Origin of the sequence: Hyphomonas sp. (assembly GCF_013823385.1) — a bacterium.
GTDB lineage: Bacteria > Pseudomonadota > Alphaproteobacteria > Caulobacterales > Hyphomonadaceae > Hyphomonas.
Window position 1 is genome coordinate 114355 of sequence record NZ_PNMA01000004.1, and the last position, 14701, is coordinate 129055.

Sequence of the window (14701 nt, forward strand, 5' to 3'; positions counted from 1 at the left end):
TCTGCCCTTGACCCGGAAGATCACGCTCGCCGCCATCCAGTTCACGCCCACCGATGATGTTCAGGAGAATATCGACCGGGTTGCCGGCTTCGTCCGCGAAGCTGCAGCCAGGGGCGCAGACGTCATTCTGCCGCCAGAGCTTTTCTGCGGCCACTATTTCTGTAAGACGCAGGAAGAAGAGCATTTCGCCCGCGCCATCGAATGGCAGGCGCATCCGGCTGTTGATCAGCTCTCGGAGCTTGCCGCAGAGTTGGGCGTCGTCATTCCGGTCTCGATCTATGAGAAGGAAGGCCCGCTCTATTTCAACTCCATCGTTGTGATCGATGCGGACGGAACCCCGCTCGGTGTCTATCGCAAGAGCCATATTCCCGATGGTCCCGGCTATCAGGAAAAGTTCTATTTCCGGCCGGGCGATACCGGCTTTCGCGTCTGGAATACGATGAAGGGCCGCATTGGCGTCGGCATCTGCTGGGATCAGTGGTTCCCCGAGGCGGCCCGCTCAATGGCTCTGATGGGCGCGGATGTGCTGCTCTATCCTACTGCGATCGGCGCTGAGCCGCAGGACGCTTCGCTTGATACCGCCGCGCGCTGGCGCCGGGGCATGCAGGGCCATGCCGTTGCCAATGTCATCCCCGTGGTTGCGGCAAACCGGGTCGGCGATGAGCAGGGGCAGGTTTTCTATGGAACCAGCTTCATCACCGATGAGACCGGCGAAATCGTCACGGATATGGACCGCAAGGAAGAGGGCGTGATCCTCGCCACCTTTGACCTCGACCATATCGACCGGGCGCGGGCTGCCTGGGGTTTCTTCCGTGACCGGAGAACCGATCTCTACGAAATCCTGGTCTAGACGCCGCGCGCCGGCTTAGCGGCGATTGGATGTGCCGAACATGCGGGCGACGCGGTCTTCGGTGTCGTCATTGTCGGCAAAGATAACCGGCTCGCTGCGCCGGCGGTCGCGTTTACGCTGGTCGGCGATGCGGATTACGCCGCGTCCGGATGATTTGATATGGTATAGCTCAGCATCGGCCTGGCGCAGCATGCCGGCAAATCCCGTCTTGTGGTCGTGGAAGGCGATGCCGATGCTGGCGCCCACAGTGATGTAATTGCCCTCATGCTGCAGGGCCGTCTGGGCCGATTGCAGGAAGGCGTTGGCCTGGGTGATAATGTCCATCCGCCCCTGCCAGTGGTATCCGAGGATCAGGAACTCGTCCCCGCCGGTCCGGAAAATATCCCCGCGGCCGCCAAAATGTGCCCTCAGTTTTTCGGCCATCGAGACGAGCACCGCATCACCGGCGGCATGGCCAAAGGTTTCGTTGACCAGCCGGAAATTGTCGAGATCGATGGCGACAGCGGCGCCGTAGCGTTCGCTTGTCTGGCGGTTTTCCAGTTCGCAGATCCGGTCCAGCAGGCGCCGGTTGCCAAGCCCGGTCATCGCATCAGCGTTGGACCAGAACTCGGCTTGCCGCGCCCGTCCGCCCAGCACGGCGCTCAGATAGGCCAGCATGAAGGCAAAGGCGAGCGGCAGCAGATATTGATTGATCGGCAGGTATGGGGTCACATCTGCCATGCGCAGGTGAACCCATACCGTTACCAGGAGGCATGGCAGCCAGGCGATCAGCGCGCTGCGCGCCCCTGAAACCCCGCTTGAGGACATGATCGCCAGCCCGGCCACCAGGATCACAGGTCCGGCGCCGGTGGCAATGTAGAAGCTGATCCGCCCGATCCAGGAGGGAAGGCCCGCGCTGATGGCGGTGAGTGTGCTGATGAAGGCAATGGCGTAGAACACACGGTACAGGCGCGGCGCCTGCTTCTCCATGTCGAGAAACACCATGATAAACATGGTGCCGAACGCCATCATCATTGCCTGAATGAAAAATACGATCCGGCCGAAGTTGAAATGCAGGTGCATCCCGAAAATCGCGGTGACGAGCCCCGAAGAGAGCAGGATATAGACCGCCACCGAGAGGGCAAAACAGATATAGATACGAAATGATCCGTCGGCTGCCGCAAACGACATGGACCCCGCATAGACCGCAAAGGAGAGGGCTGCGCCGATAATCAGGCTCCAGATCAGGGTTTCCACGGCGACGCGGCGCGCAAAATGCGCTTCTGAGGAAATGATCGCCGGAAGGACGATCAGGGAGGAGCTGCGTACCCGGACAAAATATTCCCGGCTTTCGCCGGGCGGCACATACAGATGATACGCCGGATAGGCCGCTGCGATGCCGGCGCCCGTCACCGCGACAGCAGACCCGGCCGTACTTTGGTGCAGGCTGCCATCGGGCCGTATTTCAAAGAGATCGGTGCGCTGCAGATAGGGAAACCGCAGGGCAAACTTGGCTGACTCCACATCCGGACTGGTGTTCGTCAACGCAAAGCGAAGCCATACATCGCTCTGCCAGGCGGCGAATTGAGGTGTCCTGCTGCCTGCCGGCTTGAAATCCAGGGTGCCGGCAGATGCGATGACCTCTTCCGGCGCGAGGTTAGGGTCTATGGCCTCGGCGATCTGAAAAGTGGGGGTGAAAGCAGCGTCCGTCGGCAGTCCGGCAATATCGATGACACGGGGGGACGGGCCCGCCGAGGCGATGAGTGGCAGGAACAACCACCCCAGCACCGCGCAGATGGCGACCCTCCAAACGTTTGGATTTGTCCTTAACCAGATCATCATAAACCGCATCAGCTCCAACTCTTGGTTTATAATGAAGCGGTAAATATCACGTTGTTTTCACGCGCGAATTATTCTCCTGAGCGAAAGGAAATGTCAGTATATCTCTGCGGGCTGCAACGGGAGGGCGTCTGCGGCGCTAGAGGCTCCTGCCGGGGGAGAGGTGGCTGGCCGCCGAGACGATCGCGTCAGCATCAATCATGAAGTGCCGGTAGAGATCGCCGATCGTGCCGGTCTGGCCGAAATGTTCCACGCCCAGCGGGGTCACGGCATGGCCTTTCACCCCGCCGATCCAGGCCAGTGTGGCCGGATGGCCATCGGTCACGGTGATCAGCTGCGCATGGCGCGGCACGCTCTCCATCAGCCGCTCGATCTGGCTGCGGGCGTTTTGCTGGCCGCGCGCGCGGGCGCGGCGGGCGGCGGTCCAGCCCGAGTTCAGCCGGTCGGCAGAGGTCACCGCCAGCACGCCGATATCCCGCCGCCCTTCGCCAATCCGCGCTGCCGCCTTGATGGCTTCGGGCGCGATCACGCCCTGATAGGCGATGATCACTTCGGCGTTCGGGCCGGGCCTCCGCAGCCAGTAGCCGCCATCGATCACGCCCTGCCGGAAGGCGGCGTCCTCGCGCGACCAGACGCGCACCTGCTCCACAGGGCGGGTGGAAAGCCGCAGATAGACCGAGCCGCCCGTCTCGTCGCGAAGCCAGGTGCGCTCGTCCGGGTCGCCCTCGCCATCGCGCTGGAGATAGTCGAACGACCAGTCCATGATGATCGAGAGTTCATCCAGGAAAGCGGGCTCAAAGGAGACAATGCCGTCCTGGCTCATACCGATCAGCTGCGCGCCGATTGATTGGTGCGCGCCGCCTTCCGGGGCAAGCGTGACGCCCGAAGGCGTGCCAGCGATGATGAAGCGCGCGTCCTGGTAACAGGCATAGTTCAGCGCATCGAGCCCGCGCGCCACGAAGGGATCATACACCGTCCCTATCGGGATCAGCCGCTCTCCAAACAGGGAATGGGAAAGCCCTGCCGCGCCCAGCAGCAGGAACAGGTTCATCTCCGCGATGCCGAGCTCGATATGCTGGCCTTCGGGCGAGAACGCCCATTTCTGCGCCGAAGGGATCTTCTCGTCCCGGAACGTGTCGGCCACATTCTCCCGCGCAAACAGGCCGCGCCGGTTCACCCAGCCGCCAAGATTGGTCGAGACCGTCACATCGGGAGATGTTGTCAGGATGCGCTGGGAAAGGTCGCTGTCGCCGCGGGCGAGCGCGTCGAGGATCTTGCCAAGGCCCGCCTGGGTCGAGAGCATCTCATCATCCAGAAACACCGGGCCGGGGGAGGGCACGCGCGGCGCCGAATACCGGCGCGGGCCCTTGGCGAAGAAAGGCACCTCCGCAAGGGCCGCCTTCAGATCGCCGGGCTCGGCGACCGTCGCAAACGGCTCCCACTCCTCGCCTTCGGCCACGCCCATGGCTTTCTGGAAGTCGGCCATCTGGGCCTTGGTCATCAGGCCGGCATGGTTGTCCTTGTGCCCGGCCAGCGGCGTGCCCCAGCCCTTGATCGTATAGGCGAGGAACACGGTCGGGCGCTCGTCATCTGCGCGCGAGAAAGCGTCCAGAAGCGTCTCGAGGCACTGCCCGCCCAGATTGTTCATCAGTTCACTGAGCTCAGCGTCCGACCGTTTCCCGATCAGCTCGGATACATCGCCCTGGTCGCCCAGCTCGTCCAGAAGGCGTTTGCGCCAGGCGGCCCCGCCCATATAGGTCAGCGCCGAGTAAAGCGAGTTGGGGCAATCCTCGATCCATTTCTTCAGCCGCTCGCCGCCCGGTTCGGTAAAGGCGGCCCGCTGCAGCGCGCCAAAGCGCAGCACGTCCACGCGCCAGCCGAAAGCCTTGAAGATCGCCTCGATCTTCGCCCAGAGGCCTTCATGCACAACCCCGTCGAGGCTCTGGCGGTTATAATCGATGATCCACCAGGTATTGCGCAGGCCATGCTTCCAGCCTTCCTGGAGGCATTCATAGACATTGCCTTCGTCAAGCTCGGCGTCGCCCACCAGGGCCACCATGCGGCCGGCCGGGCGCTTGCCAGACCCGAAATCCGTCCACGGACGGGCAATCAGATAATCCTGGATGATTGAGGCAAACGCTGTCTCCGCCACGCCGAGGCCGACCGAGCCGGTGGAGAAATCCACGTCATCAATATCCTTGGTGCGGGAGGGGTAGGACTGCGCCCCGCCATAGCCCCGGAAGTTTTCCAGCTTCTCCCGCGTCTGGCTGCCCATCAGATAATGCATCGCATGGAACACCGGCGCGGCATGCGGCTTCACCGCCACCCGGTCTTCGGGGCGCAGCACGCTGAAATAGAGCGCCGTCATGATTGACACCATCGACGCGCAGCTCGCCTGATGCCCGCCCACCTTCACATCATCATCGGCCTTCTCGCGCAGATGGTTGGCATTGTGAACGGTCCAGGCGGAAAGCCAGAGCAGGCGCTGCTCAATTGTTTTCAGCTGATCAAGGGAAAGGGGCATGGGTTTGCGTTATCTCGTTGGGGAAGGGGCAATTCCTTCCGCCTAAATCAGGCGCGCGCGCAAGTCCATTGGACCGGCACAAAAGCCTGGCTGCGGCGCGGCGCGCTAAACGCCCATCCAGGCGCGCAGGTTCGTGAGGAACTGACCGACCCCGGCGCCGATGAAGAAAAAGGCAGCGGCGAGCGCGATATAGGGCCCGGCGAATATGCTCACAACGATGAGCGCGAGGACGGCCGCGACCAGCGAGAAAAACGGGATCAGGACGATCTGTCGAAGCAAGGCGCCGCCGGCATGCGCCCGCTCTGTGCGCCCTGCCGCCGCCACCGATAGTAGCCAGCGCAGGTGAAGCACCCGGCCTATGCCGAGTTTCACCGGCCCACCGGTTCCTGCGGCGTCGTCCAACGCGTCGGCCATGCGCTGCGTCATCACGAAATCCCCGATCTTTCGCCGGCCGATCTGCAAATGATTGCGGCGCACTTCCGCCATCCGGAAGAGGCCGCCGCCTTCCATCACGACGCCGGACCCGATGCTGCCAATCTCGCCGCTATAGATGACGCCCCACGGTCGCGCGAGCAGAAAGCCTGCCACCGGCGCCGCGATCCACATAAACAGGATTGTCCAGCCGAGCGCGGCGGAGCGCGGGTCTTTCTGGTTCAGTCCAAAAGCCGCTTCGATCTCGCGGTTCAGCGGCGCGCTCATCTTCTTGTTGCGCCAGCTATAGTCGATGACGAGGTCTTCGTATTTCTGACAAGTCTTGTCTGGCCCGCAAAGACGGGGCGGAAAGCCGAGGTCTGCGCGGATGCGGGCTTTGGGCTGGTCGCTGAGCGCGTCGTAAAGCGCCTGTTCCTGCGGTGTGAACGTCATCGGCTTCGAGCGCTTGTTCGCTGCGCGGTAGATGATCGTGCTGAAATAGGAGAAGGCCGCTTCCTGCCGGGCAGCAGCGTCGAGACGCGCATCGCCTTCGCCGGCGATCGGAAAGGCAGCCTCGATCTCTTCTGGGGATGGAATGTCATTCAGATACGCTTGGGCCGCAGCAGGCGCCGCGATTGCCAGAAACGCTCCGAGCACAACGAACGCCGCTCTGACCCAGTGTGCGAATGCTCTCATGATCGCCCCCATCCGTGTTATTGCGAAATAACACCCAAAAGCGCAAAATTTCAACTTTGGATCAGGGCGCTGTCCTGCGCGCGTTCGAACTGGCTTGATTCTGGCCTGAATTCTGGCTCGCTGCCTTAGCCCACCGAGCGGCGGGCCTTGTCGAACATGTCGGTCAGGGCCGCGCCGGGGCCATTGGCCACCTGATGATACCAGTCGGGCATCGCCTGCAACACGCCGGCCGCATCGGCCCAGCGGCGCACATTGGCGTCGGCGGTCAGCTGGAAAGCCTGGCGCATATAGTTCTCGTCTGCGCTGTCAAAGCCATCTGCCAGGGTGATCGAGGAGAAGCTGATCATGCTTTTCTGCAGGGTCAGCATCGTGTCGAGCGATGCGGAGGTCAGGGCGAGAGACGCGCGCCAGGGCGCCAGCCACAAGTCAAACATCGGTTTCATATCCATCAGCTTCGCTCTTTTTCTACGCCGCTATTGTGCGCTGCACAACAAATCTCATGCCAAAAGGCCGATTCTGCCCCGTTTTCGCCGCCCGGGAATGGTCTTAACTGCGCGGTATGACTGCCGATGCGCCCCTTCCGTTTGAGCCTTCGCCCGCCAGGGGGCGTGTTCTGGTATTTGATTCCGGGGTGGGCGGGCTGACCGTCGCGGGCGAGATCCGGGCCCTCGGGCCGCGCCTTTCGGTCCATTACGCCGCCGATACCGGCTTTTTCCCATATGGGGACAAGTCCGACGAGGCCCTGCGCGCCCGCCTGCCGGTGGTGGCGAAGGCGCTGGTAGAGGTGGTCCGGCCCGATGCCTTCGTCATCGCCTGCAATACGGCGAGCACGCTGGCGCTGGCCGAAGTGCGCGCCGCGCTGGATATCCCGGTCGTCGGCACGGTGCCGGCCATCAAGCCGGCGGCGAGGCTCACCGAAACCGGGACAATCGGCCTTCTCGCCACGCCCGGCACCATCCGCCGCGCCTACACCGCCCGGCTGATCGAGGAATTTGCCGGCGACAAGCGCGTTATCCTGCATGGCAGCCTGGAGCTGGTAAGGCTCGCCGAGGCCCATGCGCGGGGAGAGGATGTGCCGCCGGAGGCCTTTGCCGCCGCGCAGGCACCCCTGTTCGAGGCGCCCGGCGGTGATGAGATCGATACCATCGTGCTGGCCTGCACGCATTTCCCGCTGGTGCGCGGACAGCTGATCGCCACCGCGCCCCGCGCCGTCAGCTATATCGACAGCGGCGCGGCCATTGCCCGCCAGACGATCCGTGTGCTGCCTGCCAGAAACGATTCAGGCGGACAGGGAGGCACAGCCTGCCTCACAAGTCCGCCTGAAAGGGAAGAGGGAACCGTCCGCGTCCTGAGGCGCTACGGTTTTCCCGAGGTTCAGTTCGTGGCCATCGAGCCGATCGAAATGACTTCAGCGCCTTCGGCCGAGCCATAGAGCGACGGCCAAGGGCTATCCTGAACAACCGCCAGCTCGGAGTCGCCGAAGCCATTGAAGCGCGTCGCCATCGAGCGGCCATAGGCGCCGATATTGCCGATCTCGATATAGTCGCCTTCGGTCAGGCCGGCCGGAAGCCAGACCTTGCCCGGAAGCATATCGGCCGAATCGCAGGTCGGTCCGTAGACGGTGTATTCCACCATCCGGCCGAGCTTGCGTCCGTCGCCCGAGATCGCGCGCATCGGGAACACCCAGTTCTCGTGCACGGCGTCATACAGCGCGCCATAGGAGCCTTCGTTGATGTAGAGCGCGTCGCCCTTCACCAGATCGACACCCACAAGCAGGCTTTCGGCTTCCGCCACCAGCGCGCGGCCCGGCTCGCACCACAGGTCAGCGTTCTCCAGAACGAACATGTTCTCGAACGAGCGCATCACCATGGCGACATAGTCGTCCATCGCCGGCGGGTTCTTGTCGGCATAGATTGCCGGGAAACCGCCGCCGACATCCACGATGTCCACGGTCACGCCCGCGTCGATGATGACGCGGCTGGCATCTGCCATCGCCTGTGCCCAGGCAGAAGGCTTCATCGCCTGGCTGCCCACATGGAAGGAAATGCCGAGTTCGTCAGCATAGCGGCGCGCCACGCTGAGAATGTCAGCAGCTTCCGCGGCGCTGGCGCCGAACTTGCCCGAAAGCGGCAGGGCCGATCCTTCGTTCGACACGGCAATGCGCACCAGGATCGTCAGATCCCTTGCAAAGTCGGTCGCGTCGAGAATCTTCTGCAGCTCGGCCATCGAGTCGGTGACGAAGATGCGCACGCCATGATTGAAGTAGGCACGGCGGATCGCCTGACGCGGTTTGACCGGGTGCAGGAAAGCGATGCGGGCGTCCGGGAAGCGACCGCGGATCAGCTCGATTTCCTTTTCGGAAGCGGCGTCGAAGCTGCGGATGCCCCCTTCCCACAGCGCGTCGAGGACGTGCGGGGCAGGGTTCACCTTCACGGCATAGAATGCCTGGGCCGGGAATTTCTCCACAAACCAGGTCGCAGCCGCCGTCACGCGCTCCGGACGGAAGCAATACGTCGGCAGCTCGGGCTTTTGCTCGCGCGCAATATGATACGGGGTCGCGTAAGTGTGCATGACACCTAACCTCCAAAGGGCTTCAAACCAGCTTTGGGCGTTAGTACAGGGGGCCCCCCTTGGTTGTCGGGTTAGCCCAGATGTCCGCCACATCGAATTTCAGGGGCCGAAATAGTGTACAATGCCCGGGCATGCAAGAAGAAATTTTGCTCGTTACACAAGCTTGTCACAAAAGAGTAACGGTGCTGCGCCAGATAGCGCTTGCAAACATGGTAAAATGGCGCTCCGAAAACCGCGATCTCTGCGGTATTGGCGCTGTTCCCGGAGGTCTCCCGATGTCCCGTCGCCTTATCAGCCTTCTGGGCGCTGCGCTGCTTGCTCTGGGCGCCTGCAGCCAGAGTGATCTCTCGCAGCTCGATACCGGCGAGCCGGGCACCAAGCCTGTCCCGGCGATTGCGCGCAATCAGAAGATCAAGATTGTCGGCTCTTCCACGGTCGCGCCTTTCTCCCGGCCTGTGGCAGAGCGGTTTGGCGTGGTCACGCGGTTTGCGACACCGATTGTGGAGTCCACCGGCACCGGCGGCGGCTTCAAGGCCTTCTGCGAGGGCGTGGGCCCGATCACCCCGTCCATCGCCAACGCGTCGCGCCCGATGACCGATTCAGAGCGCGAGCTTTGCCGGAAGGCCGGCGTCACCGAGATTACCGAGCTGGCCTTTGGCTATGACGGTATCGTGCTGGCGAACGCCAAGGGCGGCCCCGATTTCAGCATGACAAAAACCCAGATGTTCCTGGCCCTCGCCAAGGATATTCCCGATGGCAAGGGGGGCTTCATCCCGAATCCCTACACGCGCTGGAGCGAAGTCTCGCCGGAACTGCCCAATGTTCCGATCCTCGTCTTCGGCCAGCCGCCGACATCCGGCACACGGGACGCGTTCAACGAGCTGGGCATGGAGAAGGGCGCTCTGGGTGTCCCCGAGCTGGCTGACCTGAAAGCGTCCGACGCAGATGCGTTCAAGCTGCGTTCCCACACCATTCGCACGGATGGCCGGTGGATCGATTTCGGGGAACATGATTCGGCGATTGTTCAGTCGCTGATGAAGTCTCCCGAAGCGCTTGGCGTCCTGGGCTTTTCATTTCTGGAGCAGAATGCCGATCGCATCAAAGGCACCGCCTTCAGCGGCGTTGCGCCCACATTCGATAACATCAACTCCGGTGACTATGGCCTCGCCCGTCTGATGTTCTTTTATGTGAAGGAACAGAATCTGCCGCTGGTGGATGGCCTGGCAGAGTTCGTGGAGTTCTCCGTCGATGACGGCGCCGCCGGCCCGGACGGCTATCTTCTGGAGCAGGGCCTCGTTCCGCTGCACGAAGATGAACTGCTCGTGCAGCAGCAAAAGGCCGCCCAGCTGGTCGCCAAGAGCCGCGGCTACTGATCCGGCCGACGCCGCGTCCCTAGAAGCCCGGCCCTGCCGGTGGCCTGCGCCGCCGGATGCGGATCTTCTGCCAGAAGCGTTTGCGCTCGGGCGCGGGCAGGGGCTGCAGGTTCTCGATGAACGCCTCGGCGCAGGCCCGCCAGCTATAGGTCTCCGCATAGGCCCGGCAGGTCTCGCGGCTGAGCGTCAGGCAGTCGATGGCGCCCTGGCGCAGATTGCCGCCCACCGGCGTGATCGTGCCCGCGCCGGAACCGGGGATCACATCGCGCGGCCCCGTCGCGTCATAGGCGGCCACCGGCGTGCCCGCCGCCATCGCTTCGAGCACCACCAGCCCGAACGTATCGGTCAGGCTGGGGAACACGAACACATCGGAGCTGGCATAATGGGTGGCCAGGTCATCCCCAAACTTGGCGCCCAGGAACACCACATCCCTGTATTTCTTCTTCAGCTCTTCCAGCTGCGGCCCGTCGCCGACGATCACCTTGGTGCCGGGCAGGTCGAGTTCGGCAAAGGATTCGATGTTCTTTTCCACTGCCACCCGGCCGACATTCAGGAAGATGGGCCGTTTCAGGCCCGCAAACGGGTCTCCGGGCTGGCCTTCCTCGATGCGCTTGGCGGGGTTGAACAGCTCGGTATCCACCCCCCGGCTCCAGGAGACGAGGTTGATGAAGCGCTGCTGGCGCAGCTCGTCGAGCAGCGACGGCGTCGCCACCATCACCTTGCCCGAATATTTGTGGAACCAGCGCACGAAGGAATAGCCCCACGCCACCGGCACCGGCAGGCGCGCCGACACATATTCGGGAAACCGGGTATGATAAGCGGTGGAGAAGGGGTGTTTCTCGGTGAGACACACCGCGCGCCCGGCCATGCCCAGGGTGCCCTCGGTGGCGATATGCACGGCGTCCGGCTCGAACTCGTCAAACCGCTCGCGGATCTTGCGGCGGGCAAACAGCGCCAGCTTGATCTCCGGATAGGTCGGCAGCGGCATGGTCATGAAACCATCCCCCGGATGCACGATCTCCCAGACATGGCCCATGGCCTCTGTCTCGGCGATAACGCGCTTCATCGTGCGTACGACGCCGTTGACCTGCGGGTCCCAGGCGTCGGTAACGAGCATGATGCGCATGCCGGCTCCATGATTGTGGGCCCCCCGTGGGCCTTTGCGGGCGCAATCTGGCGGGCTTGGCGCGGGGCGTAAAGGGGGTCACTGCGGCGCAGGGGTGTTTTGAGGGGCTCCCCCGATGGGGGTATTCTTGTCTGCGGGCTCAGGTATAAGCGGCAGAATATTGCCCCGGCCTCGCCAGACGGACCCACACTATGCCCGATACCCTGCCTCAGACCGCGCTCGACTGGGACGCGCTCGACGCCCTGAAATTCGCCGATGAGGAAGCCCTCCTCGAAAGCCTGCTCAAGGAAGGCATCCTCCCTCAGCCGATCCGGGAAGGCGCCGTCCGCCGGGGCCGGGAGCTGGTTGTGATCGCCCGCGCCAAGGGCCGCCGCAAGGGCATGATGGAAAGCTTCCTGGAGGAATTCGGCCTCACCAATTCCGAAGGCCTCGCCCTGATGTGCCTGGCCGAAGCCCTGCTGCGCGTGCCAGACGCCGAGACGAAAGACGACCTGATCGCCGAAAAGATCCGTTCCGGCGACTGGGGCGCTCATAAGGGCCAGTCCGACAGCTGGTTGGTGAACGCCTCCACCTGGGGGCTGATGCTCACCGGCCGCGTCATCGGCGCGCCGGAGAACGCCCACAAAGGCGCTGGCAATTTCGTCACGGGCCTCGTCCGCCAGTCCGGCGAGCCTGTCATCCGCGCCGCCATGATGCAGGCCATGCGCATCATGGGCGAACAGTTCGTCCTGGGGCGGACCGTCTCCGAAGCCCTCAAGCGTGGCCGCCGCATGGTCAAATCCGGCGATGCGGCGCATTTCAGCTTCGACATGCTGGGCGAAGGCGCCCGCACAACGGCTGACGCAGACCGCTATTACAAGGCCTATCACGACGCGATTGCCGCTGTTGCCGCCGATAAGGATCCCGCCCTGCCGCCGGAAAAAGCCAATGGCGTTTCGGTCAAACTCTCCGCCCTTCATCCGCGCTATCTCGCTGTCAAGGAAGCGCGCGTCATGGCGGAAATGTATCCGCGTGTGCTCGCCCTCTGTGAGGCGGCTGCAAAAGCCAACATCGGCCTCTGCCTGGATGCCGAGGAAGCCCACCGCCTGGTCATCAGCCTGAAGATATTCGAGCGTCTCGCCCGCGAACCCTCGCTGAAAGACTGGACCGGCCTTGGCCTTGCCGTGCAGGCCTACCAGAAGCGCGCCCGCGCCGTGATCGACCGGCTCGCCGATCTGGCACGGGAAACAAACCGCCGTTTCATGGTCCGCCTGGTGAAAGGCGCCTATTGGGACAGCGAAATCAAGCATGCCCAGGTCGAGGGCTTCTCAAACTTCCCGGTCTTCACCACCAAGCAGGGGACGGACGTTCACTATCTCGCCTGCGCAAAGGCCATGCTGGCGGCGTCCCCCGCGATCTACCCGGCCTTCGCCACGCATAACGCCCACAGCCTCGCGGCGGTTGATCTGCTCGCCCAGGCGGCCGGCGTCACGAACTTCGAGTTCCAGCGCCTCCACGGCATGGGCGAGCCGCTCTATGAAGCCGCCGGCGCCGGAAACCGCGTCCGCGTCTACGCCCCCGTCGGCGCGCATGAAGACCTGTTGCCCTATCTCGTCCGCCGCCTGCTCGAGAACGGCGCGAATACCAGCTTCGTCCACTCCTTCCTTGATCCTGATGTCCCCGCCGAACAGGTCGTGGCCGACCCCATCGCCAAGGTCGAAATCGGGCCCCGCCGCCATCCCCGCATCCCCACGCCGCCGCGCCTCTATGGCGCTGGCCGCCGCAACTCCGCCGGCCATGACCTCAGCCAGCTTGGCGTGCGCGGCCAGTTCGCCGCCGCCCTGAAGACGCTTGATGACGGCCCGGCCTTTGCCGGTGGCCCCATCGTCTCGGGCAAGCCGGAAACCGGCGGCGGCGAACTCGTCCGTATGCCCGCTGAAACCGGCCGCGCGCTCGGCGCGGTGAAGGAGGCCGACGCTGACGCGATCAACCGCGCGCTGGACGCAGCCACCGCCTACCAGCCGGAATGGGATCATCTCGGCGGCCCCAAACGCGCGGAATACCTCCACGCCATGGCCGATGCGATGGAGGCAAACGCCGCCCAGCTCATCGCCCTGATGGCGCGCGAAGCTGGCAAGACGCTGCCCGATGGCATTGCCGAGGTGCGCGAAGCGGTCGATTTCTGCCGTTATTATGCTCAGCAGGCAGAGCATGACTTTGCCAGTCCTGTGCGCCTGCCTGGGCCAACCGGGGAAACAAACCATCTCTCTCTGCATGGCCGCGGCGTCTTCTGCTGCATCAGCCCCTGGAACTTTCCGCTCGCCATCTTCACCGGCCAGATCGCGGCAGCCCTTGCAGCTGGCAACACGGTCGTCGCCAAACCCGCCGAGCAGACTGCGCTCACCGCCTTCGAGGCGGTCCGCCTCTTCCACAAGGCGGGCCTGCCGGTGGACGCGCTTCACCTGCTTCCGGGCAGGGGCGAAACCGTCGGCGCGGCCCTCACCGCAGACCTGCGCGTCTCCGGCGTCTGCTTCACCGGCGGGACCTCCACCGCCCGCCTGATCAACCGCACCCTCGCAGGCCGCGATGGCCCGATCATCCCGCTGATCGCCGAGACCGGCGGCCTCAACGGCCTCTTCGTTGATACAACCGCCCTGCGCGAGCAGGTGATCGACGACATGATCATCTCCGCCTTCGGCTCGGCCGGCCAGCGCTGCTCGGCCCTGCGCATCGCCTTTCTGCCAAACGCCACGGCAGATCATCTCATCGAAGGTCTCATCGGCGCGATGAACGAGCTTGCCCTCGGCGATCCGGCTCTGCCCGAAACCGATACCGGCCCGGTCATCGATGCCGACGCCCGCAAGGCGCTTCAGGCGCACATGGAGCGGATGCGCCGCGAAGCCAAAGTGCTTCACCAACTCGACGCCGGAAAGATCGGTGAAGACGGCTATGGCTTCGGCCCGGCCTTGGTGGAGCTTTCCTCGCTCGACCAGATCAGCGAGGAAACCTTCGGCCCCGTCCTGCATGTCCTGCGCTATGATCCGGATAATGTCGCCGCTGTCGGCGGTGCGCTGAAGGCCAAGGGCTATGGCCTCACCCTCGGCATCCATTCGCGCCTTGAAAGCTTCCACAATGCGGTGAAGGCGGCCTGCCCGGTCGGCAACACCTATGTGAACCGCTCGATGATCGGCGCGGTGGTCGGCGTCCAGCCTTTTGGCGGGGAGGGCCTCTCTGGCACCGGGCCGAAGGCGGGCGGCCCCCATTATCTCCATCGTTTCGCCACAGAGCGCGTGGTAAGTGTGAACATCACCGCTCAGGGCGGAGACCCCGAACTGCTCAGCCTGTAAGGAATA

The 14701-nt window shown here is 63.7% G+C and carries 10 protein-coding genes; 4 read left to right on the forward strand and 6 right to left on the reverse strand.

Annotated elements, in window-relative coordinates:
* Positions 1 to 7: 7 nt before the first annotated feature.
* A complete protein-coding gene (gene aguB, locus C0456_RS04305) occupies positions 8 to 850 on the forward strand; it encodes an N-carbamoylputrescine amidase (RefSeq protein WP_291048712.1) in 843 nt (280 codons plus the stop codon).
* Positions 851 to 865: 15 nt separating this feature from the next.
* Here the strand turns inward: aguB and C0456_RS04310 are convergent, their stop codons facing one another.
* From C0456_RS04310 to C0456_RS04325, 4 genes are all read right to left on the reverse strand, one after another.
* Positions 866 to 2680: a diguanylate cyclase gene (locus C0456_RS04310; protein WP_291048715.1), complete on the reverse strand. Its 1815-nt coding sequence runs from the start codon at positions 2678 to 2680 to the stop codon at positions 866 to 868.
* 127 nt (positions 2681 to 2807) lie between these two features.
* Entirely contained in the window at positions 2808 to 5192 is a 2385-nt protein-coding gene (locus C0456_RS04315; RefSeq protein ID WP_291048717.1) for a transketolase, read from the reverse strand.
* Between the two features lie 105 nt (positions 5193 to 5297).
* Positions 5298 to 6299, reverse strand: a complete 1002-nt coding sequence (locus C0456_RS04320; RefSeq protein WP_291048720.1) for a hypothetical protein — start codon at positions 6297 to 6299, stop codon at positions 5298 to 5300.
* 125 nt (positions 6300 to 6424) lie between these two features.
* Entirely contained in the window at positions 6425 to 6748 is a 324-nt protein-coding gene (locus tag C0456_RS04325; RefSeq protein ID WP_291048722.1) for a hypothetical protein, read from the reverse strand.
* Between the two features lie 110 nt (positions 6749 to 6858).
* Here C0456_RS04325 and murI point away from each other — a divergent pair, with 110 nt between their 5' ends.
* The gene (gene murI, locus C0456_RS04330) at positions 6859 to 7731 is read left to right on the forward strand and encodes a glutamate racemase (protein ID WP_291048725.1); all 873 of its coding nucleotides are present in this window, start codon (positions 6859 to 6861) and stop codon (positions 7729 to 7731) included.
* On the opposite strand, the gene C0456_RS04335 is transcribed toward murI, so the two are convergent.
* Positions 7674 to 8870, reverse strand: a complete 1197-nt coding sequence (locus C0456_RS04335; protein ID WP_291048727.1) for a type III PLP-dependent enzyme — start codon at positions 8868 to 8870, stop codon at positions 7674 to 7676. The two genes, murI and C0456_RS04335, sit on opposite strands and share 58 nt — an antisense overlap.
* A gap of 275 nt (positions 8871 to 9145) precedes the next feature.
* Between C0456_RS04335 and C0456_RS04340 the strand changes: the two genes are divergently transcribed.
* A complete protein-coding gene (locus C0456_RS04340; RefSeq protein ID WP_291048729.1) occupies positions 9146 to 10243 on the forward strand; it encodes a substrate-binding domain-containing protein in 1098 nt (365 codons plus the stop codon).
* A 19-nt stretch (positions 10244 to 10262) separates the two neighbouring features.
* Here the strand turns inward: C0456_RS04340 and C0456_RS04345 are convergent, their stop codons facing one another.
* Positions 10263 to 11369: a glycosyltransferase family 1 protein gene (locus C0456_RS04345; protein ID WP_291048731.1), complete on the reverse strand. Its 1107-nt coding sequence runs from the start codon at positions 11367 to 11369 to the stop codon at positions 10263 to 10265.
* 191 nt (positions 11370 to 11560) lie between these two features.
* On the opposite strand from C0456_RS04345, the gene putA reads away from it, so the two are divergent.
* Positions 11561 to 14695, forward strand: coding sequence for a bifunctional proline dehydrogenase/L-glutamate gamma-semialdehyde dehydrogenase PutA (putA, locus tag C0456_RS04350; RefSeq protein ID WP_291048733.1), 3135 nt, complete (start codon positions 11561 to 11563; stop codon positions 14693 to 14695).
* Positions 14696 to 14701: the final 6 nt, after the last annotated feature.

What these genes read in the sequence shown, in the direction of transcription:
- putA (WP_291048733.1), top strand. Translation starts at nt 11,561, where the DNA reads ATGCCCGATACCCTGCCTCAGACCGCGCTCGACTGGGACGCGCTCGAC.
- murI (WP_291048725.1), top strand. Translation starts at nt 6,859, where the DNA reads ATGACTGCCGATGCGCCCCTTCCGTTTGAGCCTTCGCCCGCCAGGGGG.
- C0456_RS04340 (WP_291048729.1), top strand. Translation starts at nt 9,146, where the DNA reads ATGTCCCGTCGCCTTATCAGCCTTCTGGGCGCTGCGCTGCTTGCTCTG.
- C0456_RS04325 (WP_291048722.1), bottom strand. Translation starts at nt 6,748, where the DNA reads ATGGATATGAAACCGATGTTTGACTTGTGGCTGGCGCCCTGGCGCGCG.
- C0456_RS04315 (WP_291048717.1), bottom strand. Translation starts at nt 5,192, where the DNA reads ATGCCCCTTTCCCTTGATCAGCTGAAAACAATTGAGCAGCGCCTGCTC.
- C0456_RS04335 (WP_291048727.1), bottom strand. Translation starts at nt 8,870, where the DNA reads ATGCACACTTACGCGACCCCGTATCATATTGCGCGCGAGCAAAAGCCC.
- C0456_RS04345 (WP_291048731.1), bottom strand. Translation starts at nt 11,369, where the DNA reads ATGCGCATCATGCTCGTTACCGACGCCTGGGACCCGCAGGTCAACGGC.
- C0456_RS04310 (WP_291048715.1), bottom strand. Translation starts at nt 2,680, where the DNA reads ATGCGGTTTATGATGATCTGGTTAAGGACAAATCCAAACGTTTGGAGG.
- C0456_RS04320 (WP_291048720.1), bottom strand. Translation starts at nt 6,299, where the DNA reads ATGAGAGCATTCGCACACTGGGTCAGAGCGGCGTTCGTTGTGCTCGGA.